The sequence below is a fragment of the Prosthecobacter sp. genome (assembly GCF_046154365.1).
Classification (GTDB): domain Bacteria; phylum Verrucomicrobiota; class Verrucomicrobiia; order Verrucomicrobiales; family Verrucomicrobiaceae; genus Prosthecobacter.
In genome coordinates this window covers 1-19205 of sequence record NZ_JBJXFV010000166.1, presented here as the reverse complement: position 1 = coordinate 19205, position 19205 = coordinate 1, and the positions used below count along the sequence as shown (strand labels likewise).

The following is a 19205-nucleotide window of genomic DNA, read 5'->3' as shown; positions in this document are numbered from 1 at the left end:
CGGACGCTGTTTTTGAAGTGCTGCCGCTTTCGCCGCATCCGCTGGTCTTCGTGAGTTGAATGGCTCGATGAAAGCGGTGGCTGCGCTCATGACTCGCTGTGAGACCACAGTCCAAATCAAGCCGCACGCTTCGGTGGCACGATAAACAGCGGCACGGTGGCCTTGTGGCGGATGTCGCCGATGAGGTGGTGCGTGGTGCTATTCCAGCAGATCCCGCAGCGCTGAGGTGTTGGCCTTGGAATCGAAGACGGCCTCCAGCGGCGTGCGGAAGCCCGGCACCGCCACGCTGATGAGCGTGCCGCTGCTGGATTTCATCTTCAAATCGTAGCAGCCAGCCACCAGCACATGCTGCTCCAGCACGCGCTGTTCGGCGTCCACGATCCAGTATTCCTGCACGCCGTGGGCCGCGTAGTCTTGGAACTTCACGCCGCGATCCCGCGCCTCAGTGCATTCTGAAATGACCTCGACGATAAGATCGGGGATGGGGAATTTCATGGTGTCCTGCCGGAAGGCGGCGGCCTTGTCCTTGCCAAAGAAGACGACATCCGGCTCATAGTCGTTGCGCGGGAAGACACATAGGCACTTCTCGATCTTCACCTCGCCGAGTTGCTTCGCCCGAACATACGAGCCGACTAGCGTGGCAATGTTGTAAGTCACATCCAGATGCGCATTGCGGGCTGGAGAATGCAGCACCACCTCGCCCTCGATGAACTCCACTTTCATCTCCGGCGTCATCTCCTCATAAAATTTCCCCCGCCGCTGGCGCTCCAACGCGAGGAGGTTCGAGAGTTCATCCACTAGTTCCGGCAGGAACGGGGAGGATTGAATCGGCGCTAGAAGTTCGGCGAACGCTGACATGCGAGGGAGGATAGCCGTTCGGGACGATTCGACAAGTCTCGATCAAGGCTGCGCGGGAGCGCGTGCCGAAGTCGTCAAGCCAGCCGTTTGCGTGCGGCGATCAGCCCGTGCTTGGGGCCAAAAATAAAGGCCAGGGCGAACAACGCCGCCTGGGCGAGGACGATGCAGGCGCCAGTGGCACCGTTGATGAAGAAGCTGACATAGACGCCGAGGCAGCTGGCCAGCACGGAGGAGCTGGCGGCAATGATGAGCATGTGATCGAATCGATCCGTGAGCAGGCGGGCGGTGCAGCCGGGGGTGATGAGCATCGCCACCACAAGGATGATGCCGACGGCCTGGAGCGAGGCGACGATGGTGGCGGCGAGCAGGGCCAGCAGCAGGTAGTAGAGCAAGGTGGTGTTCAAGCCGATGGCGCGGGCATGGGCGGCGTCGAAGCAGAACAGCAGCAGATCTTTGCGCATGAACAGGATGACCACCAGCGTCAGCACGGAAGCAACGATGGTCTGGATCATGTCGTCACGTTCGATGCCGAGGATGTTGCCGAACAGGATGTGGTTCAAGTGCGCCTCGGTCTCCACTTTGGTGAAGAGCACAAGGCCGAAGGCGAACAGGCCGGTGAAGACGATGCCCATGACGGTGTCTTCCTTGATGCGCGTGTTGGATTTGATCCAGCCGGTGGCCGTGGCGCAGAACAGGCCGGAGGCGAAGGCACCCACGGCCAGCGGCCAGCCGAGCATGTAGGCACCGACGACGCCGGGTAGCACGGCGTGGGAGATGGCGTCGCCCATGAGCGACCAGCCTTTGAGCACCAGGTAACACGATAGCACCGCGCACACGGCTCCGACGAGAGCGCCGACGAGCAGCGCCTCCAGCATGAAGCTGTATTGAAACGGGGCGAGGAGGTTCATGAGGCGGCAGCGGCGCGGCGCTGAGTGCGTGCGGCGAGAAGACCGTGCTTCGGCGCGAGCACGAGCGCGACGAGGAAGACGAGCGTCTGCAACACCACGATGCAGCCGCCGGTGGAGCCGTTGAGGAAGTAGCTGGCATACGCACCCACCACACCGCATGTCACTCCGGTGATGGTGGCGATGACGAGCATTTTGCCGAAGCGATCCGTGAGCAGGTAAGCCGTGGCACCGGGCGTGACGAGCATCGCCACGACCAGACACGCGCCCACCGTCTGCAAGGCCGCGACGGCGGTGGCGGAGAGCAGCGCGAGCAGCAGAAAATGCAAAAAGCGTGTGTTCAAGCCGATGCTGCGCGCATGGCTTTCATCGAAGCAATACAGCAGCAGGTCGCGCCACTTCACGCTCAGCACGAGAATTGAAAGAGCAGAGATGATGAGCACTTGCAGGATGTCCGGGTCGGAGATGGCGAGGATGTTGCCAAAAATGATCGTGCGCAGGTTGAGATTGCTCGGAAACAGCGAGAGCAGCAGCAAGCCGAGCGCGAAGAAGCTGGTGAAAACCACGCCGATGACCGCATCTTCGCGCAGGCGTGAGTTGTTCTTCACCCAGCCCATGCTCAGCGCCGCCAAAATGCCCGCGACGAACGCTCCGACAGAAAACGGCAGTCCTAGCATCCACGCGAGCGACACGCCGGGAACCACCGCATGCGACAGCGCGTCGCCCATGAGCGACCAGCCCTTCAGAGTGATGAAGCACGACAAAAATGCGCACACGCCGCCGATGAGGCCGCTGACCACGATGGCCTTCACCATGTAGTCGTAGTGGAAGGGTGTGAGGAGGTCGGGGGACACTTGGAAGAAAATGGAGGATGGAAGATTGAAGATGGCTAAGAGCAGAAACTTGAGGACTTTTCGATCATGCGTTGAAGTTTGCCGCCGAGCTGCTGGAAGACGGCATCGTGAGTGTGGTGTTGGTCTGGAGTGATGTAACCGCAGTCCAAGGCTTGATCGAGCCAGCTTTGCGTCTCCATGGCCTCGCCCTGTGCTTCATTGAGCTTATTGATGAAAGCCGCCTCGTAACGACGTCTGGCCCAGGCTTCAGCGATCATGGCTGCAACAGCACGCGATGAGCGGCGGACTTGATCCACGAGTGAGAAGCGCTCTTCACGCGGAAAGGTGCGAGTCAGCAGGAAGACCTTTCCAGCACCACCACGAGCCAGGCTATAGACATCCAAGTCTCGAAAGGACTGAATGGTCTTATTTCTCGGCGTGATGTCGCTCATGATCTCAATTCTCCATCTTCTATCTTCCATCCTCAATCTCCTCCCGCTCCTTCACCAGTTTCTCCCTGCCATGGCGGTCCGTGTACTCCAAATGCCCGTCCTTGCCGAAGACCAGCGGGCGTTCATCATCGGTGAGCAGCTTCACGGTTCTGCCATCGTGTTCCTGGATGGTCGATTGCTCGAAACGGAACTGCCGCAGCACGCCGCCGAAGGCACGGGAGAGGTTGTCTTCGGTGAAGACCTGCTCGGTGGGACCGAAGGCGAGCACGGTGCGGTTGACGAGCACGACCTGGTCGCAGAATTCGGGCACGCTGCCGAGGTTGTGGGTGGAAACGAGAATGATGTGGCCCTCATCGCGCAAATCACGCAGCAGCTCGATGATGGCGGACTCGGTCTGCACATCCACGCCGGTGAATGGCTCGTCCAGCAGCATGATGCGGCCTTTTTGCGCCAGCGCACGGGCAAGAAAGACGCGTTTCTTTTGTCCGCCGGAGAGTTCGCCGATCTGGCGGTCTGAGAAGTCGCTCATGCCCACGCGCTCCAGGCATTCCTGCGCGATGCGTTTGTCCTCCGCACGCGGGATGCGCAGGAAGTTCATGTGGCCGTAGCGGCCCATCATCACCACATCCCACACGCTGACAGGGAAGGTCCAGTCCACCTCCTCGCTCTGCGGTACATAGGCGACGAGTTTGCGCTTTCTCGATGCTTCGACCGTGAGTCCGGCGATGCGCACGCTGCCCTTCGCCGGGCGCAGGAAGCCCATGATCGCCTTGAACAGCGTGCTTTTGCCGCTGCCGTTGACGCCGACCAATGCGCAGATCGTGCCGGCCCCGAGCGTGAAGGAAGCATCCCGCAGCGCGACCAGGCCGTTCGTATAGGCCACGGTGACATCGGTGACTTCAATCGAGAGCGGCGGAGCGGTGTCGTGCATGAATCAGGGTTGAGTAAACGCCTTCACGATGGTGTCGGCGTTGTATTGCAGCAGCTTCAGGAACGTCGGCGCGGGGCCGTCATCTGCGGTGAGCGAATCGACATACAACACGCCGCCGTAGTGCGCACCGGTTTCCTTCGCCACTTGCAGCATGGCCTTGTCGCTGATGGTGCTTTCGGAGAACACGACGGGAATCTTGCTGGCACGCACGGTGTCCACGACTTTCTGCACCTGCTGTGGCGTGCCTTCCTGATCGGCGTTGATGGGCCAGAGATAAAGTTCCTTCATGGCATAGTTGCGTGTCAGATAGGAAAACGCGCCCTCGCAGCTCACGAGCCAGCGCTGGTCCGCCGGAATGGCCTCCAGCGCCTTGCGCACGGGTTCATCTACGGCGCGTAGCTCGGCGGTGTAGGCGGCGGCGTTCTTCGTGTAGGTGGCCTCGTTCGCGGGATCCAGTTTCACCAGCGCCTTGCGGATGTTTTCGACGTAGATGATGGCGTTCGCAGGCGACATCCAGGAATGCGGGTTCGGCTTGCCGGTGTAAGGCCCTTCGCCGATGCCCATCGGCTCGACGCCTTCGGTCAGCACCACGCTGGGCACGTCCTTCACCTGCTGGAGAAATTTTTCAAACCAGCGCTCCAGCCCCAGGCCGTTCCACAGCACGAGATCGGCGTCCTGCGCCTTCACCAGGTCCAGCGGTGTCGGTTCATAGTCGTGAATCTCCGCGCCCGGCTTGGTGATGGACTCCACGATCGCCGCCGTGCCTGCGACATTCTGCGCCATGTCCTGGATGATGGTGAAGGTGGTCAGGATGCGCTTCGGCCCTGTTTTGGGCTTGGGCGCAGCCGGATCGCATGCGGCCAATGCGACGCATAGCATGGCGAGGGAGAGACGTGTTTTCATCGTGTGTGGTAGTTGGTGATTCTTTAATAACGAAAGCTCATGCCGCTGAAGACGCCGATGTCTTCGGCCGCACGGTTCAGGCCGATGCGCACACCGGCGTCGAACACCAGGCTGTCGGTGACAGCGAAAGTCAGTCCGCCGTCCAGCAGCACACGGCAGTCCGTTGATGGACCCGCGACGCCGACCAGTTCCACATACATGCCGAGCTGTTCGGTGAGGCTGATGCCCACGGTAGCCGTTTGCATCCACTCGATGTCGTAGCCGCGTGTGTTCGGATCGCTCACCAGGTCCATTTGGGCCATCAATCCGAGGTTCACACGGTCATTGATCGCGATGGCCAGCGGCACGATCAAGCCGCCTTCCCATTCGTTGTTGCTCAGTCGCGTGCTGGTGGGGATTTTCACATACGGCATGAGGGCCAGGGCCGTGGTGCCCGCGTCGTTGCCCCACATGTTCATCTTGAAGCGCAGGGTGACATCGCTGAAGCCGGACAGTTTGTCCGTCACTTCATCGGTCGTGGATCGTTCCTGCGTGTAGGTGTCGAAAATGACCTGCAGGTCGGTGTTGTGCGTCACACCCACCTTGAAGTTCATCAGGCCGTAGCTCCAGGCCTGGTTGCGCACGGAATCGGCAGGATCAGGGCTGAGATCGCGGCTGTAGTCGAAGAAGCTCATCTCGAGCTGAAAGTGCCCGGCAGGCACCGTGTAGGGCGATTCCGTCGTGTCCGGCCGGTCCGTGCTCATCTCCCGCATTTGGTCGCGAGGCGTGGGATTGAACAGATGCCAGGCACCCTTGTTCTCCGCAGCGGCAGGGAGGCAGATCATACCGAAAAGTGCGCCGAGGGCCGTGACGGCGAGGCGAGTTGGAGGTCGGCGGTGCATGAGTGGCGTTATTGCTTGGGTTATCAAAGTTAGTCTGGGCTAATTCCATCACGGTTGCGGTGCCTGCAACTTCAAAGTTAGCCCAGGCTAAATTTTGTTTTCTCCGCTGAAAAATCATTTCCACGAGTTCCGCCTGCCTGCTATGGCAGCACCGCCATGCCCGCCAAACGCCAGGAGCACACCAGCCATCTCGGTTCACCCGCCATCGAGGACTACCTCGAGCAGATTCACAATCTCATCGCCGCCAAGGGCTACGCCCGCGTGGTGGACATCGCACAGAACCTCGGCATCTCGCAGGCCAGCGTCACGAACATGATCCAGAAGCTCGATGCCGAGGATCTCGTGGTCTATGAGCGCTACCGCGGCGTGGTGCTGACCGAGGCGGGCCGCAAAGTCGGTGCCGAGATCGCCCGGCGTCATGAAGTGCTCACGCGCCTGCTCGCCGGCTTCGGCCTCGATCCCAAAACCGTTCACGAAGACGTGGAAGGCATGGAGCATCACATCAGCCGCCAGACGTTGGAAGTGCTGACGCTGCTGATGGAGGAACTGGAAGGCAATTCCGAGCTGCTGCGGAAGCTGAAGCGAAAATTGGCGAAAAATAGCGCCTGAGTCGGTCAAACGAACGGCGCAATCGGCACGCCACGCTTCGCACCAGTGCCGCCGTAGATGTTGAAGCTGCCGCTGCCGGCGGGGATGAGATCGTGCGGCGACACGCCCATCAGCTTGCCAATGGTGGCGTGGAAATCGAGCACGGTGACGGGGTTTTCGATGACGCGGGTGCCGGTTTCATCCGTCTTGCCGTAAGCCTGGCCGCCTTTGACACCACCGCCGGCGATGAAGGATGAAAAGGCGATGGGATGATGATCGCGACCGGAGCCGTTGATCTTCGGCGAGCGGCCAAACTCGGTGGTGAGCACCACGAGCGTGCTTTCCAGCAATCCGCGTGCTTCCAAATCCTCCAGTAGCGTGGCCACGGCATTATCGACGACTTTGGCGAGTGCCTCGACCGTTGTGAAGTTGTTGGAATGCGTGTCCCAGCCGCCGAGTTCGATCTCGACGAACTTCGTGCCGCGTTCGACGAGTCGGCGTGCCAGCAGCACGCCCTGGCCGAAGTAGTTGGCCCCGTAGTCGTTTACCAGTTTGCCTTTTTCCTGCGTGATGTCGAAGGCGTCGAGATCCTTGCTGGTCATGAGCTTGATGGCGTCGGCAAAGACATCGGAATGCGCCTTCACTCCGTCCATCGGGAAACGTTTGAGGAAGTCGCTGTTGAGCTTCTCGGCGAGGCCGGTGCGCTTGCGCAGGTTCGTCATGGAGTCGCCGTTTTGAAGCTGAGTGTGCTCCAGACCTTTGCTGGCATCGAGTACCGGCACCGGTGCATAGCGCGCATCCATGAAGCCGCTGCTGGGATGACCGGCGAGGTCGGCGAGACGAATGTAGGCGGGCAGGGTGGATGCACCCTGCGTGACCTGCCGTGCAACCCAAGCGCCGAGCGCGGGATGCTTCATCGAGGCGGAGACTTCGTAGCCGGTGAGCACTTTGTACATGCCTGGCTCATGCGCGCCCTGCGTGTGATGCATGGAGCGCACGACGGCGACTTTTTTGCCATGCTCCGCGAGCTTCGGAAAGTAGCCGGAGATCTGCAAATCCGGGGACTTCGTCTTGATGGTGCGCGTGGAGCCCTGATAACCTGCTGGTGCATCCGGCTTTGTGTCAAAGGTGTCGAGGTGGCTCATGCCGCCGCGCATGTAGAGATAGATGACGTGACCGGCGAATTTTGGCGCGTTGGTTTCCAGCGCATGTGCAAGGCCCGCTGGCGGAACGAGGCTGACGCCAAGGCAGGTCTTGGCCATGCGGGTGATGAATTCACGGCGAGCGAGGTCATCGAGTCGGTTGAGGGGATGGTGCATGGTCTTGATGGTTACTTTTGAAACATGAATTCCGCCGTGGAGAGCAGCATGCGGGCGAGCGCTTTCGCATTGCGGGTGTCGCCGAGCGTTTCCTGACACGCGTCGAGTTCTTCCTGAGTGGGTTCACGGGTGAGCACGGCAAGGAAGGCACCACGGGCGGCTTCGCGGATGTTGTTGGCACCACGCAGGCTTTCCGCGAGCGGACTTCCCGAACGGGCGACGTGATCAAAGAAGCTGCTGTTCAGCATGAGCAGTGCCTGCGGCACGGTGGAGGCGCTCCACGCGTCACCGATGAAGTCACGATTGCCCTGGCCGAACATGCGCAGGAAATGGCCGTCCGGCGCGGGCTGTGGCAGTTCGGAGGCACGCTCCAGGCCGCCACCGGCGAATTCCTTCGCCATTTCTTTGCGAAGGCGTGCGCGGCGCTGGTCTGCTTTCATTTCGCGCTCATCTTCTCCGGCCATCTTGCGTGCGACGCCGGTGACATCGCTGGTTTTTTTGGCTCCGACGGCGGCTTCGAGCGCGGCGACGCCGGGTGGATCGAAGTTCAGCTTCACATCGAGATCTTTGACTGCGAGCGCCATCATCGAGTCCCACACCTGCTCGGCGCTCAAGCGTCGCACGACGGGGCCGGGAAAACGATAAACGACTTCGCTGTCCTTGGGCGGCAGTCCAGCCTCACGCTGGTAGGCGCGGGTGAGGCAGAGGATGCGGAAAATCTGCCGCACGTCGTATTTCGCCTCACGCACGACATGGACGAGGTATTGGGCGAGGTCGGGATTCGCGCAGTCGGCAATCTCGCGCACCTGATCCACGCGTCCGGCGAAGGGCAGGCCGAAAAGTTTGGCCCAGAGACGATTTGCGAGCGTGAGGCTGAAGCGCGTGTTTTGCGGCGCGGTGACCCATGTGCCCAATGTTTCCGCAGGGCGTGCCCCTGCGGGTGGTGGTTCGCCATAGAGCACGGCGGCGGGGATGACATCGCCAGGTTTGCCATCGGGGTATTGGTAGTCATCCGGCAGCACGGCGGGATCGCCCATGCCATTGACCACACCCGCGCCACCTGCTGCACGCTGGAGAGCCATCAGCGCCTCCTTGATGCGTTCATACTTTTGCTGCCGTTCGTAGTTCATGCCGGCCATCGCCAGCCGGTCGTAACGCTCGGCGGCCTCGCGGATGTTTTTGGCTTCGACGGTGCCGACGGCGTCGTCTTTAGATGCCGTCTTGATGCCGGAAGTCCAGGCGAGGAACTGGTGGTAGTCTTTTCGCGTCCAGCGGTTGTAAGGATGATCGTGGCACTGCGCGCAGGAGATTTGCGTGCCGAGGAAGAGCGTGGCGGTGCTCTCGATGTTCGCAGCACGATTCTCGCCATCGCGCAGGTAATAACCCGCCGCAGGCGCACGCCAGCCGTAGCCCTCGGGGCTGAGCAGTTCACGCGTCCAGACATCGAAGGGTTTGTTGTCGCGGATGCTCTGCTTGACCCAGGCGAGATAGAAATCGCCCTGCACGCCCTCGGCGAGATCATCCTTCGCGCGCAGCAGATCGCACCAGTAGTTGAACATGTGGCTGACGTGGCCGTTGGAGGCGAGCAGTTCGTTGATCACGCGGCTGCGCTTGTCGGGTTCCTTCGCGATGAAGAAGCGCTTCGTTTCATCAACGCTGGGGATGCGGCCGACGAGGTCGAGGTAAACGCGGCGCAGCCAGATGGCGTCGCTGGCGAGCGGGCGCGGCTCCTGCGCGTGCTTGGTCAGGTCGGCTTCGATGAGTTGATCAATGCGTGCAGCGACAGCCTGCAGCTTGGAAACATCCACGGCCTCGTTTTGCGTCGAGATGATGACTTCTTTTGCCCGCATCGAGGTCCAGGAGCCGAAATTCGCGCCTTCATCGACCCAGCGACGGATGAGGGCGATCTCGTCCGCGCTGAGCGGTTTGCCTTCGTTCGCCGGCGGCATGAGGTCGTCATCGTCCTTTTTGAGCGAGATGGATTTCACCAGTGTGCTTTTGTCCGGCTTGTGCGGGAGCACGAGATTGTCCGAGCGGCTTTTTTCGCGGATCAGTTCGAGGTCATCGAGGCGCACGCCGCCTTTGGGTTTCTTCAGCTTGCCGCTGTGGCATTCAAAACAGGAGCGTTCGAAGATGGGAAGAACATGCTTTTCGAAGTCAATTTTCGTACTGGCGTCTGGCACCGTTAGCGGCAGATCGGCCTGAGGCTTTGACGCGAGTTTCATCGGCGGTGGCAGCGTGGATTGCGCCATCGCGGGAGGTGCGGGAACTGCGGTGGGCGCGGGAGGCACAGGGGGCTCCGGCTTTTTTTCCACGACTGTGGGTGTTGGAGCCGGGGCAGGGACTGCTGCCAGCGTCGCGGCCGGTGCCGGTTGGGGCGTTGCGCTGATGACTGGCGGTGGCGGTGCGGCTGGTTTAAACGATGGAAATGAAAAAGTGATGGCAGGGACGGACTTCGGCGCATTCGCGATGATGTGGCCGTGCAGGATCACACGCTTGCCGGTGCGCTGGGCGACGGTGGGGCCGAGATCGAGCCACAAAAACACATCCGGCCATGCCAGAGTGCCGCTGATGAAGCCGATGAGCACGGCGGCGGCGGCTGTGGTCCAGCGCGGCATCGCGGTGAACCAGCGTCGCTGTTTGCGCACGCCAATCGTCGCCGCCTCGATGCTGAGCATGAGATCCTCGACTGGTGATACGCCCACGCTGGCTTCGATGGCTTCTGCCAGTGCCTCGGGTGTGCCGATCTTCTCAAGATGCACCCGCAGCAGCGCATCCATGCCGAGTTGCTGCTCCAGCTCCTTGAGCGTGTCAGGATCAGCCGCCAGCGCCCGCCACTCGTCGTTGGAAAGGGCATCCTCCAAGGCCTTGTAGATGATTTCGTCGTCGTTCATGCCGGGGTTTGTTGGAGCTGGGATTCGATGCATTTGCGCAGTTGCTGACGCACTCGCATCAGCAGCGTGCGCACCGCCAGCGTGCTGCGGCCGGTGCGCTGGGCGATTTCGTCGCTGCTGAGCTGCAACTCGTAGCGCAGGTCCAGCACCGTGCGTTGGTGGGGGCCCAGTTTTTCGAGGCAGGCGGCAAGGCGGTCTGACTCGTCGCTCACCGGCTTGTCCACGGCCCCCAGCGTCATCTCCCAGCGTATCATTTCGGAGTAGCGCTCATGCTTGATGGTTTCCCGTGCATACGCCTTCAGCCGGTCGCGCAGCAGATTGTGCGCGATGCTGCGCAGCCACGGCTGCATCGACCCCTCGGTGAAATCGCCGAGGTTTTGATACGCGAAGACGAAGGTGTCGTGCGCCACTTCGTCGATGAGGTCAGGCACGGGAGCGCGGAGGGCCAGGAACGAGCGCAGCCGCTGCAAATGCTGCTCCATCAGCTTGCGGAACGCCGCTTCATCACCGCGTTCGACCAGTCTTGCCAAGGAAGCATCGGTGGGTGGCGTGGAGCTGGAAGGAGGAGTCATGCAATCTGGTTATGGACGCCGGGAGCATGAGTGTGGCAATTTTTTTCAAAGAATCGGCATTCCTGGCCGCTTCACCTTGCGCCTGGATAACCTGGCGGCGGTGGCGGTATTCCTGAAGGCGGTGCCGTGGTGCCGTAACCAGCGGGCGGTGCGCCGAAGCTGGAACGAGGCGGGGCGCTGTAGTTTGTGGTCGGCGGTGGCGTGCCGTAACTCGCAGGCGGTGCGCCATAACTCGCAGGCGGTGCGCCATAACTTCCGGCGGGTGCCTGTCCGCCGGGAATCGTTTTGGCCGTCACCGTGACATCACCGAGCTGGCGGTACGGGATTTGAATGTACTCGGCTGCTGCCCGCGAGAGATTGATGACGCGGTTCGGGTAGTAGGGGAAGCGGTCGTTGACGATGACCTTCACGGTGCGGCCGTTGTAGTTGTTTTTGACCTTCACCTCCGTGCCAAACGGTAGTGTGTTATGCGCGGCGGTCCAGCCCTGCGGGTTGTAGATCGCCCCCCCGCTGGTGTAACGGCCCGCGTATTGGTCCGCGATATAGGAGGCATGGCCGCGTGCTTGATAGGCGGGTTTGGTGCAGTTCGCCAGCAGGGCCGGCAACGCGATGACAAGAAATCGAAGGAGCACGGGGATGTTCATGATCTGCTGGCGCCGAGCATAACCGGATTGGCACGCGGCACAATCCCGGCAATGATCCGCCGATGAAAAGACGCGTTATCATCACCAGTGTTCTCGTTCTGCTGCCGTTTGCGGCCAGTTGGTGGGCGGCGAACGAGCTGGCGCATCCGCCGCGTCGGCCATTGCAGGACTACCATCATGAATTTCTCGCTGATCCAGCGGCGCATGGCGTGGTGTTGAAATCCTTCATCTGCGATGATGGCACGCCCGTCATCGTGTGTGAGCCTGACCCGCGTGGAACGCTGGGAAAGCGTGGACAGGCCGTTCGAGAGCAGTTGCTGAAGAAAAACCTCAAACTGTCTCCCTCGGGCAGCATCATTGGCAATCTGGTGCTCGTGCATGGCCGTCGTGGCAGAAAAGAAGACTACCTGCTCATCGCGGAGCGCTTCTGCGCCGCTGGCTTCCGCTGCATCCTGCCGGATCTGCCCGCGCATGGCGATCATCCGGGTACCGTGGCCTGCTACGGCGTGAAGGAGTCACATATCCCGGCGATGGTGTTGCACGAGGCGGCGGCGAAGTTTGGCTTTGAGGCGAAACCGGCGGGCATCATGGGTATTTCGATGGGTGGGGCGGTCAGCATTCGCTCCGCTTCCGCTCAGGATGCGCCGTGGCGTGCTGCCGCGCTGGTCTCGACGTTCGACTCGCTGGAAAACGTCGTGCAGCATCAAGCTTGTGGCTTTGTTGGCGAAGCGTGCGGTTCCGGCTGGCAAAACCTCACCGGCCGGCTGTTTGCCTGGAAAACAGGCATGCCGCTCAATGCCGCGAACTCCACCATACTCGTTTCCACACTGCATTGTCCGACGCTGATCACCCATGGCACGGCGGATCGCGTGATTCCCATCGAATGTGGCCGCCGTTTGTATGCAGCGCTGCCAGCGGGTATCGAAAAGCGCTGGATCGAAATCCCCGGAGCGGATCACGACAACATGCTCGTCACCGACTTTCCGATCTATGCCGAGATGGCGGAATGGATGCTGCGCTACGTGCCGGATTCGAAATGATCCAAGCGCGGGGTTGTAGCGCGGAATTCCGATTCCGCGACGGTGCCGACTCGGTATCGGAATACCGAGCTACATCGCCGGAATTCGCAGCTCCACGCCACCACAATCGTTGCAGGCGGCAATGCCGGTTTGAAACTCAGCGCCGCAACGTGGGCAGGTGGGCAGTTTCGCGTTGGATGGTGGATCGTAATCCGCTTCAGCGATATTTTCGTGGCGGAAGAAGGCATGCAACGCTTCCGCTTCGAGCGGCAACGCATCATTCTGTGGCCAGCCGGGAATGTAGCGTGCTTCACGCCAGAACTGGCACGCGGTCTGCAACCAGGCTTTTTCCTCCAGCAATCCACGCCATGCGAGCGGATGCGGTGGTTCTGGATCGGTCGTGAGACTCACAGCATCCGCCGCCCGCATGGCAAGCTGCGGCAGGAAGGCGATGCCGAGCGCACGCCAGCGGCGATACGGGATGACGGGCGTCTGTTTGCGGGTGGTGCGCAGGAACAGCCATGATTGGATGATTTGCAGCACCAGCAGCACCGCAGCAGCACCCAGCACCAGCAGGCTGTCGCCAAAGCGGTGATACACGACGCTGATGATGCCAAAACACCAGATGAAATGAGTCGTGGCGAGCCTGCGCAGCGAGCGCGTGTGCTTGGCAGCTTCGCTGGCGGTCTTCGCCGCAGCTTTGGTGTCGAGCGAGGTGCGGGCGTGTTTTAGAAAGGCGCGGCGGCGTTGATCCGGCGTCATGCCGCGCCATTCAGCGAGACGTTGCTGCCAGACTTTCGCCAGCGAGGGCGATGGCAGCCGCACGCTGGTGCTGGGATCGAGGTGCAGCGTGGTTTCATCGACACGCAGGCTGAGTTGGTCCCATGTGATGCTGGCACTCATGCTGTCGCTCAATCGCACACTGAGCGCCGCGTGTTCAGGAACGAACAACCACGGCAGCGCAAGCGTGTGTGCCTGCAACGGCGGCAGCGCGGTGAGCAGCAGCGGTGAGCCGCCGCCGATTTGAAAGCGTGACCACGGCCGGATCGTGCTCCAGCGCGATTTTTCCGCGCCTGCGGCCATCCATGCGGCGGATGGCACGAGGCGCAGGCATTCGATGAGATAGAGCAGCGCGAAGACTGCGAACAGCGTCTGGCCGTCGGTCATGCGCTAGGCGTCAGGAGGCTGCTGGCGTGCGCCGAAGAGTTTGCCGAGCAGTTTTTTCAAACCCGCCAGCACACCGACGACGAGCAGGATCGCGCCCTTGCCCAGTTTGGCGAAAAACACGCCCAGTTTCGCAAACAGGCCCATTTTTGCGGCGGCAAAGGCACCGGTGCCGGCGATCAGCGCGGTGAGGCCATATTTCGCCACTTTGTCGCCCTCACGGAACTCCGCGTAGCGCTGGCCTTCTACATAGGCAAAGCCGTTCATGATCTGCTGAAATTCATTCAGCAATGGTTGCAGTTCATCCGGGCCGCAGACCAACTGCACTTCCATGACGCCCGTTCGGCCGAGCAGGCGTGTTTCATAATTGATGGAGATACCACCTGAGTTCACGCTCTTGACCTGCAACGCCCACTCCAGCGTGTGGGTCTTGTCATTGTAGCGCGGTGGAATGGCCCAGCCTTCGAGGGCGAGTTCATTCAGCCCGCGTTCTTTGCGCACTTCGTTGGAGGCCGCTACTTGCTCTCGTTTGGTTTTCAGCAGGGCGTCGGCGTCGATCTTGTCCTTTTCATCGTCCTTCACATGACCGGCGTCGTCGTAGCTGAAAATGATCCACGGGCCAAAGCCCTCGGTGGTGAGCATGCCGGAGGCGGAAGACATGGGCAGGTTGCCAAACAACTCCAGCACCTTGCTGGTGGCGCTGCCGTGCGTGAAGCGGTAGCCCTTTGGAATAGCGACCTTGGCCATGCCGCCGAGATCCCCCGCGCCTTCGCGGACCCAGCCGACCTTCTCCATGTCGGCGAGCAGTTTCTTATCCTCTTCGCTCATGGCCTGTTCGGCCGGTTGCTGAGCGTGGAGAGTGGAAAAAACTGCCAGGCAGGCCAGCAGCACGATGGGAGAAGTGAATGAGCGCTTCATGCGGAGCGCAGTCTGGCAGGTTCAGCGTGAGATCGTCAAGACGAGGTTTTCACCTGCATCGTGTTTTTGGCAGGTGTGCCGGGGCGTGCAGGCTCAGCGTTTGTCGTCCGTGCCGCTGGTGGCCTGGCCGCCGCGCATCTTGGCCTTCAGGCGCGACCAGAAATCATCATCCTGCTTGGGCTCGTCCTTGGATTTGTCGGCAGCGCTGCTTTTGAACGCAGGGACATCCACGCTGGTGGTGCGCGAGCCGCCGCTGTTCGTGTCGGCGAGCGCCCGGCCATAGGGCGCGAAGTTGTTCACCGGCACGTCGTATTTCTGCGTGCTGGAGGACAGCACGCGGCGGGCGTTGATGAACTGCGTGGGGCTGTAGTAGTTCGATGAATCACGGGCGAACTGGCTGCGGTTCATGCCGATGTGCAGGTTCTTGCGCACTTCGAGGTGCAGATGCACGGCGTACATGCCGTTGTTGCCGCCCATGGTGCCGACGAGCTGGCCTTTTTCGACGAGGTCATGCAGCTTCGCTTTGCGCTCATGCAGGTGGGCGTAGAGGGAGTCCACCATGGCGATCTTGCCGTCAGCCTCGCGGAAAATGTGGCGCACAATGACGCAGTTGCCCCAGCCGACGCCGATGTTTTGGGTGAAGATCACCACGCCGCGGCCGATCGCGTAAATCGGCACGCCGAGATCGCTGTCACCGCCGCCGTTGCCGTTCCAGTCCTCACCGAGATGGCCGTTGGGCCAGTAGCCACGAAATTTGTAGTAGCCCGTTGCGTCCGGCTTGCCGACGGGAAAATCAAAGCCGTCCGCGAGGCGCACCCGCATCGTCGAACCGGACTGGGCGGCGGCAGGCGTGATGAGCAGCAGGATGGCGGCACATGCGTACAACAGCACCGGCCACCGTGAAGGATGGCGGCGCACGGGCGTCGCAGTTGGGTTGGAGGCACTGGCTGGCATGCCGGAAGGGGCGCGACGGTAGCCGAATTCGTTGCAAAGGCCAGCTTGAAAAGCAGTGGCATGCGGTTGAGTGCCCGCTGCCGCGAATTTTCCAGATCGAATGCAGTGAGTGAAGTGAGGCGTGCTTGCAATGCTCTGCGGCACGCCCGACAGTCGCCGCTCCCCAGTTCTCAACCAATTCTTACCTTTCCCCATCACCCATGCCTGACTGGCTTGCGATCATCCTCCTCGGCATCATTGAAGGTGTCACCGAATTCCTGCCCATTTCCTCCACCGGTCATCTGCTCATCCCGCAGAACCTGGGCTGGCTGCCGGCGAAAAGCGATCTGTTCAACGTGGTGATCCAAAGTGGTGCGGTGCTGGCGGTGCTGGCCGTTTTCACTCATAAGTTGAAACATCTGGCTACCACGCTGGGCGATGCCAGCACGCGCGATTATCTCGCGAAGCTCTTCGTGTCTTTCTTTATCACCGCCATTGGCGGCCTCTTGATCAAAAAATTCGGCATCAAGCTGCCGGAAACGATTCCGCCCGTCGCGTGGGCCACGTTGATCGGTGGCGTGATCATTTTGGTGCTGGAATTTCTGCACCAAGGCAAGACCGGCACCGCAAACATCACTTGGACCGTGGTGATCGCCGTAGCGCTGGCGCAATTGCTCGCGGCGGTGTTTCCCGGCACGTCGCGTTCAGGTGCGAGCATCCTCATGGCGCTGGCCTTTGGCGTCGCCCGTCCGGCGGCCACGGAGTTTTCGTTCTTGCTGGGTATTCCCACCTTGATGGCTGCCGGCGGCTATAAAATCCTCTCCGCCATCAAGGATGGCGAGGCGGGGAACGAAGACTGGGGCATGGTCGTGCTCGGGACCGTGGTTTCCGCCATTTCCGCCTTCATCGTGGTGAAATGGCTCATCCGCTTCGTGCAGGGGCATACGTTCAACGGCTTCGCGTGGTATCGCATCGCCCTCGGCACGGCGTTGCTCATCTGGGCTTACCAGGGAGGACATTGACCATGCTCACGATGGCACGCGGCTGGTTCCGCCGTTCGGTGTTTAAAACCATCCGTTTCCTCAAGCACCCGCGCAAACTGCGGCAGCGCCCCGTCATGCGCTGGTTCGCACGGCATTTCCTCGACAAGCATGTGTGGCGGCCCACGCAGCACACGCTCGCGGGCGGCACCGCCGTCGGCATGTTCATCACACTGCAACTGCTGCCGATCCAGATGCCCACGGCCACGATTCTCGCCGCCATCTTTCGCGTGAACATTCCCGTCGCCATCGCGCTGTGCTGGTTGAGCAACCCATTTACCATCCCGTTCATCGCCTGGCTGGAGTATGCCATCGGCAAATGGTTCCTGGCGCTCTACACCAAGGTCCCCACCACGCCGTTTCCCAAGCATCTGCCGGAGTCGATGGTCGATGCCTGGATGGTGCTCAAGGAGCATGCGCCCGTCATGCTCGTCGGCGGCATCATCCTCGGGGCCATCGGTGCCCTCATCAGTTACATCGCCACCTGGGGCACCTGGGAAGTCACTTCGCGCATGGAGTTGGCGAAAAAGCTGCGCGCGGCGAAGGCGGCCGCCGTGTGAGACGTCCGGGCTTTGTTGCCGGAGAGACTGCGCCATGCCACCGGCGCAGCCGACCCAATAAAGCGTGACGGCCTTGCAGCGATCTGCTGGAACAGAAAACAGAAATGCCTAGCATCTTCTCGACAGATGCCATACGAGCCGTTGCCTGCATCCGTTTTGTTAGGCGTTGCGGGTCTTGTCATTGGAGTTGCGTCGGAGAAGGAGATACGCGCTGACCAAGGTGAGGAGCGAGGCAAGAAATGCTACGACGGAGACGATCCCAATCCTGAGCGTCCAGGAATATGCAACCGGAACATCCTCCTGTGTGCCTGAAACGAGGCGGACGAAGGGAAGGATGTGACCCGGTATGCTGTCAGTAAGATACGCCGTAACCTGCCAGACAATGAATAGCGCGGAAGCTCCAAGACCGAGCCATGCGACTTTGATGCATTCACGAAGTGTCATTTGAGAGTGTGCGTAGCGACGCCTAACGCTTCGGATCAGGCGACGGCGAGCGGGAAGCGTCGATGACACGACAGATGCCATACGAGCCGTTGCCTGCATCCGTTTTGTTCGGCTTTGGTTGTTCTGTGGATGGTCGTGTCATCGGATCATTGGCCAAGGCATCCGGATGCCTCGAATGTAGGCGATGAAGATCAGGGCGGCAATCGTGTAGCTGGCGACGTTACCCCAGAATGTCGCCCGAATGACTTGCCCGGTGGGAATCATCTGCAACCAACGACGAAGCAGCAAACACTCCACCGCCCAACTCAACACAAAAGCGCCAAGCCACGCAGCCGCCGTTCTCTGCAAGTCGAGCATCGGCACAGAGAAGCCGACAAGTGCGAAAGTGCCAACAAAGAAGCTAGCGACGTTGGCAAGCAGGACTTGGCCAAAGAGCCAAACAAATCTCTCACGCTTTTGAATGAACAGCCAGATGACGAAAGCCTCCAGTGGAAGCTCTACGATCACATGCAATCCGAAGAACTTAAAACTATACGGGAATGCACCAACCCAGATACTGTTGGCTAGGATGGCTGGAAGCTGCATATCGGATCAGGTCGTGGCGCTGTGCTCTTAGCCGAACGTCCCGGATCAGGCGACGGCGAGCGCAAGACGTGGCTGACACGACAGATGCTATACGAGCCGTTGCCTGCATCCGTTTTGTTCGGCTTCTTGGGGGACTACTTGGGTTGGGGAGTGAATGTCAGTTGGATTGTTTGGAACAATGCGGTGTATTTGATCACTAGGTTTCCTTCGCTCATGCTTGCATCAGCACTACTGATCCATTCATTATAGCCAAAAATTACCCCTTCCCGGCTCATGGAAAAGCTTCCCTTCTCTTTATCGTATGTCCACTTGCCCTTTTTTCCGGCAAATTCACATGTGCCGTCTTGAAATAGCTTCCATAAAGCCCCGACCTTACATTCAGGAACAAAGGCAAAGAAGTCTGCGCCATCTTTGCCATCAACCAATGTAGATTTTATCACCCATCGACCAACCAGCGAATCGGGAACATCACCTGCGAATGATGAGATGGAGCCACACATTGCTAAAATAGTAAACAAAAGATGCTGAAGGCACGTGCGGCTGTTGAGCCAGTAACCGACGGGTTGGATAGAGGTATGTTGCATATTTCGAGTTCGTTGAGTTGATGGATTAATTAAGGTGGCGGGCAATGGAGCCGAACATTAAGCAGTGTATCCGAGCAGGAGGCGGAAACAAGGCTCGTTTTCCGGGTGGCGCGTGGCCCGCCTTCTGGTCGGATACACTGCTGTTGGACTGAGCCGCTGCGTGCCCACGATTCCCTTA

20 protein-coding genes are annotated in these 19205 nt (G+C 60.4%); 4 read left to right on the top strand and 16 right to left on the bottom strand.

Annotated elements, in window-relative coordinates; genetic code table 11:
* Window positions 1-198: 198 nt before the first annotated feature.
* From ACKVY0_RS21095 to ACKVY0_RS21065, 7 genes are all read right to left on the bottom strand, one after another.
* Window positions 199-858 (bottom strand): Uma2 family endonuclease, encoded by a 660-nt coding sequence (locus ACKVY0_RS21095; protein WP_409216824.1) that lies wholly within the window; start codon window positions 856-858, stop codon window positions 199-201.
* A gap of 74 nt (window positions 859-932) precedes the next feature.
* Window positions 933-1766, bottom strand: a complete 834-nt coding sequence (locus ACKVY0_RS21090) for a metal ABC transporter permease (protein ID WP_409216823.1) — start codon at window positions 1764-1766, stop codon at window positions 933-935.
* Window positions 1763-2578, bottom strand: coding sequence for a metal ABC transporter permease (locus tag ACKVY0_RS21085; RefSeq protein ID WP_409216896.1), 816 nt, complete (start codon window positions 2576-2578; stop codon window positions 1763-1765). Before ACKVY0_RS21085 ends, ACKVY0_RS21090 begins: the two co-directional genes overlap by 4 nt.
* 74 nt (window positions 2579-2652) lie before the next feature.
* Entirely contained in the window at window positions 2653-3048 is a 396-nt protein-coding gene (locus ACKVY0_RS21080) for a four helix bundle protein (protein ID WP_409216822.1), read from the bottom strand.
* A 19-nt stretch (window positions 3049-3067) separates the two neighbouring features.
* Window positions 3068-3979: a metal ABC transporter ATP-binding protein gene (locus ACKVY0_RS21075; RefSeq protein ID WP_409216821.1), complete on the bottom strand. Its 912-nt coding sequence runs from the start codon at window positions 3977-3979 to the stop codon at window positions 3068-3070.
* A 3-nt stretch (window positions 3980-3982) separates the two neighbouring features.
* Entirely contained in the window at window positions 3983-4858 is an 876-nt protein-coding gene (locus tag ACKVY0_RS21070) for a metal ABC transporter substrate-binding protein (protein WP_409216895.1), read from the bottom strand.
* Between the two features lie 47 nt (window positions 4859-4905).
* The gene (locus ACKVY0_RS21065) at window positions 4906-5763 is read right to left on the bottom strand and encodes a transporter (protein ID WP_409216820.1); all 858 of its coding nucleotides are present in this window, start codon (window positions 5761-5763) and stop codon (window positions 4906-4908) included.
* A 156-nt stretch (window positions 5764-5919) separates the two neighbouring features.
* Between ACKVY0_RS21065 and mntR the strand changes: the two genes are divergently transcribed.
* Window positions 5920-6372 (top strand): transcriptional regulator MntR, encoded by a 453-nt coding sequence (gene mntR, locus ACKVY0_RS21060; RefSeq protein ID WP_409216819.1) that lies wholly within the window; start codon window positions 5920-5922, stop codon window positions 6370-6372.
* A gap of 5 nt (window positions 6373-6377) precedes the next feature.
* Here mntR and ACKVY0_RS21055 read toward each other — a convergent pair whose 3' ends face one another.
* The 4 genes from ACKVY0_RS21055 to ACKVY0_RS21040 form a co-directional block, all read right to left on the bottom strand.
* The gene (locus ACKVY0_RS21055) at window positions 6378-7670 is read right to left on the bottom strand and encodes a DUF1501 domain-containing protein (protein ID WP_409216818.1); all 1293 of its coding nucleotides are present in this window, start codon (window positions 7668-7670) and stop codon (window positions 6378-6380) included.
* An 11-nt stretch (window positions 7671-7681) separates the two neighbouring features.
* Entirely contained in the window at window positions 7682-10564 is a 2883-nt protein-coding gene (locus ACKVY0_RS21050) for a DUF1549 domain-containing protein (RefSeq protein WP_409216817.1), read from the bottom strand.
* Entirely contained in the window at window positions 10561-11136 is a 576-nt protein-coding gene (locus ACKVY0_RS21045) for an RNA polymerase sigma factor (RefSeq protein ID WP_409216816.1), read from the bottom strand. The genes ACKVY0_RS21050 and ACKVY0_RS21045 overlap by 4 nt, the downstream gene beginning before the upstream one ends.
* Before the next feature lie 71 nt (window positions 11137-11207).
* Complete coding sequence (locus ACKVY0_RS21040) at window positions 11208-11780, bottom strand: septal ring lytic transglycosylase RlpA family protein (RefSeq protein WP_409216815.1); 573 nt, start codon at window positions 11778-11780, stop codon at window positions 11208-11210.
* 62 nt (window positions 11781-11842) lie between these two features.
* Here ACKVY0_RS21040 and ACKVY0_RS21035 point away from each other — a divergent pair, with 62 nt between their 5' ends.
* Window positions 11843-12820: an alpha/beta hydrolase gene (locus tag ACKVY0_RS21035; RefSeq protein WP_409216814.1), complete on the top strand. Its 978-nt coding sequence runs from the start codon at window positions 11843-11845 to the stop codon at window positions 12818-12820.
* A gap of 69 nt (window positions 12821-12889) precedes the next feature.
* Here the strand turns inward: ACKVY0_RS21035 and ACKVY0_RS21030 are convergent, their stop codons facing one another.
* From ACKVY0_RS21030 to ACKVY0_RS21020, 3 genes are all read right to left on the bottom strand, one after another.
* Window positions 12890-13966: a hypothetical protein gene (locus ACKVY0_RS21030; RefSeq protein WP_409216813.1), complete on the bottom strand. Its 1077-nt coding sequence runs from the start codon at window positions 13964-13966 to the stop codon at window positions 12890-12892.
* Between the two features lie 3 nt (window positions 13967-13969).
* Window positions 13970-14881: a DUF2167 domain-containing protein gene (locus tag ACKVY0_RS21025; protein ID WP_409216812.1), complete on the bottom strand. Its 912-nt coding sequence runs from the start codon at window positions 14879-14881 to the stop codon at window positions 13970-13972.
* A gap of 93 nt (window positions 14882-14974) precedes the next feature.
* A complete protein-coding gene (locus tag ACKVY0_RS21020; protein WP_409216811.1) occupies window positions 14975-15799 on the bottom strand; it encodes a M23 family metallopeptidase in 825 nt (274 codons plus the stop codon).
* Window positions 15800-16035: 236 nt separating this feature from the next.
* Between ACKVY0_RS21020 and ACKVY0_RS21015 the strand changes: the two genes are divergently transcribed.
* Window positions 16036-16836: an undecaprenyl-diphosphate phosphatase gene (locus ACKVY0_RS21015; protein WP_409216810.1), complete on the top strand. Its 801-nt coding sequence runs from the start codon at window positions 16036-16038 to the stop codon at window positions 16834-16836.
* A gap of 2 nt (window positions 16837-16838) precedes the next feature.
* A complete protein-coding gene (locus tag ACKVY0_RS21010) occupies window positions 16839-17414 on the top strand; it encodes a DUF2062 domain-containing protein (RefSeq protein WP_409216809.1) in 576 nt (191 codons plus the stop codon).
* Window positions 17415-17996: 582 nt separating this feature from the next.
* Here ACKVY0_RS21010 and ACKVY0_RS21005 read toward each other — a convergent pair.
* Window positions 17997-18443: a hypothetical protein gene (locus tag ACKVY0_RS21005; RefSeq protein ID WP_409216808.1), complete on the bottom strand. Its 447-nt coding sequence runs from the start codon at window positions 18441-18443 to the stop codon at window positions 17997-17999.
* 134 nt (window positions 18444-18577) lie between these two features.
* On the bottom strand, window positions 18578-19027 hold the full coding sequence (locus ACKVY0_RS21000) for a hypothetical protein (RefSeq protein WP_409216807.1): 450 nt from the start codon (window positions 19025-19027) through the stop codon (window positions 18578-18580).
* Window positions 19028-19205: the final 178 nt, after the last annotated feature.

Excerpts from the sequence above, each read along its gene's own strand:
- ACKVY0_RS21095 (WP_409216824.1), bottom strand. The coding sequence starts at position 858 with ATGTCAGCGTTCGCCGAACTTCTAGCGCCGATTCAATCCTCCCCGTTC.
- ACKVY0_RS21090 (WP_409216823.1), bottom strand. The coding sequence starts at position 1,766 with ATGAACCTCCTCGCCCCGTTTCAATACAGCTTCATGCTGGAGGCGCTG.
- ACKVY0_RS21085 (WP_409216896.1), bottom strand. The coding sequence starts at position 2,578 with ATGGTGAAGGCCATCGTGGTCAGCGGCCTCATCGGCGGCGTGTGCGCA.
- ACKVY0_RS21080 (WP_409216822.1), bottom strand. The coding sequence starts at position 3,048 with ATGAGCGACATCACGCCGAGAAATAAGACCATTCAGTCCTTTCGAGAC.
- ACKVY0_RS21075 (WP_409216821.1), bottom strand. The coding sequence starts at position 3,979 with ATGCACGACACCGCTCCGCCGCTCTCGATTGAAGTCACCGATGTCACC.
- ACKVY0_RS21070 (WP_409216895.1), bottom strand. The coding sequence starts at position 4,858 with ATGCTATGCGTCGCATTGGCCGCATGCGATCCGGCTGCGCCCAAGCCC.
- ACKVY0_RS21065 (WP_409216820.1), bottom strand. The coding sequence starts at position 5,763 with ATGCACCGCCGACCTCCAACTCGCCTCGCCGTCACGGCCCTCGGCGCA.
- mntR (WP_409216819.1), top strand. The coding sequence starts at position 5,920 with ATGCCCGCCAAACGCCAGGAGCACACCAGCCATCTCGGTTCACCCGCC.
- ACKVY0_RS21055 (WP_409216818.1), bottom strand. The coding sequence starts at position 7,670 with ATGCACCATCCCCTCAACCGACTCGATGACCTCGCTCGCCGTGAATTC.
- ACKVY0_RS21050 (WP_409216817.1), bottom strand. The coding sequence starts at position 10,564 with ATGAACGACGACGAAATCATCTACAAGGCCTTGGAGGATGCCCTTTCC.
- ACKVY0_RS21045 (WP_409216816.1), bottom strand. The coding sequence starts at position 11,136 with ATGACTCCTCCTTCCAGCTCCACGCCACCCACCGATGCTTCCTTGGCA.
- ACKVY0_RS21040 (WP_409216815.1), bottom strand. The coding sequence starts at position 11,780 with ATGAACATCCCCGTGCTCCTTCGATTTCTTGTCATCGCGTTGCCGGCC.
- ACKVY0_RS21035 (WP_409216814.1), top strand. The coding sequence starts at position 11,843 with ATGAAAAGACGCGTTATCATCACCAGTGTTCTCGTTCTGCTGCCGTTT.
- ACKVY0_RS21030 (WP_409216813.1), bottom strand. The coding sequence starts at position 13,966 with ATGACCGACGGCCAGACGCTGTTCGCAGTCTTCGCGCTGCTCTATCTC.
- ACKVY0_RS21025 (WP_409216812.1), bottom strand. The coding sequence starts at position 14,881 with ATGAAGCGCTCATTCACTTCTCCCATCGTGCTGCTGGCCTGCCTGGCA.
- ACKVY0_RS21015 (WP_409216810.1), top strand. The coding sequence starts at position 16,036 with ATGCCTGACTGGCTTGCGATCATCCTCCTCGGCATCATTGAAGGTGTC.
- ACKVY0_RS21010 (WP_409216809.1), top strand. The coding sequence starts at position 16,839 with ATGCTCACGATGGCACGCGGCTGGTTCCGCCGTTCGGTGTTTAAAACC.
- ACKVY0_RS21005 (WP_409216808.1), bottom strand. The coding sequence starts at position 18,443 with ATGCAGCTTCCAGCCATCCTAGCCAACAGTATCTGGGTTGGTGCATTC.
- ACKVY0_RS21000 (WP_409216807.1), bottom strand. The coding sequence starts at position 19,027 with ATGCAACATACCTCTATCCAACCCGTCGGTTACTGGCTCAACAGCCGC.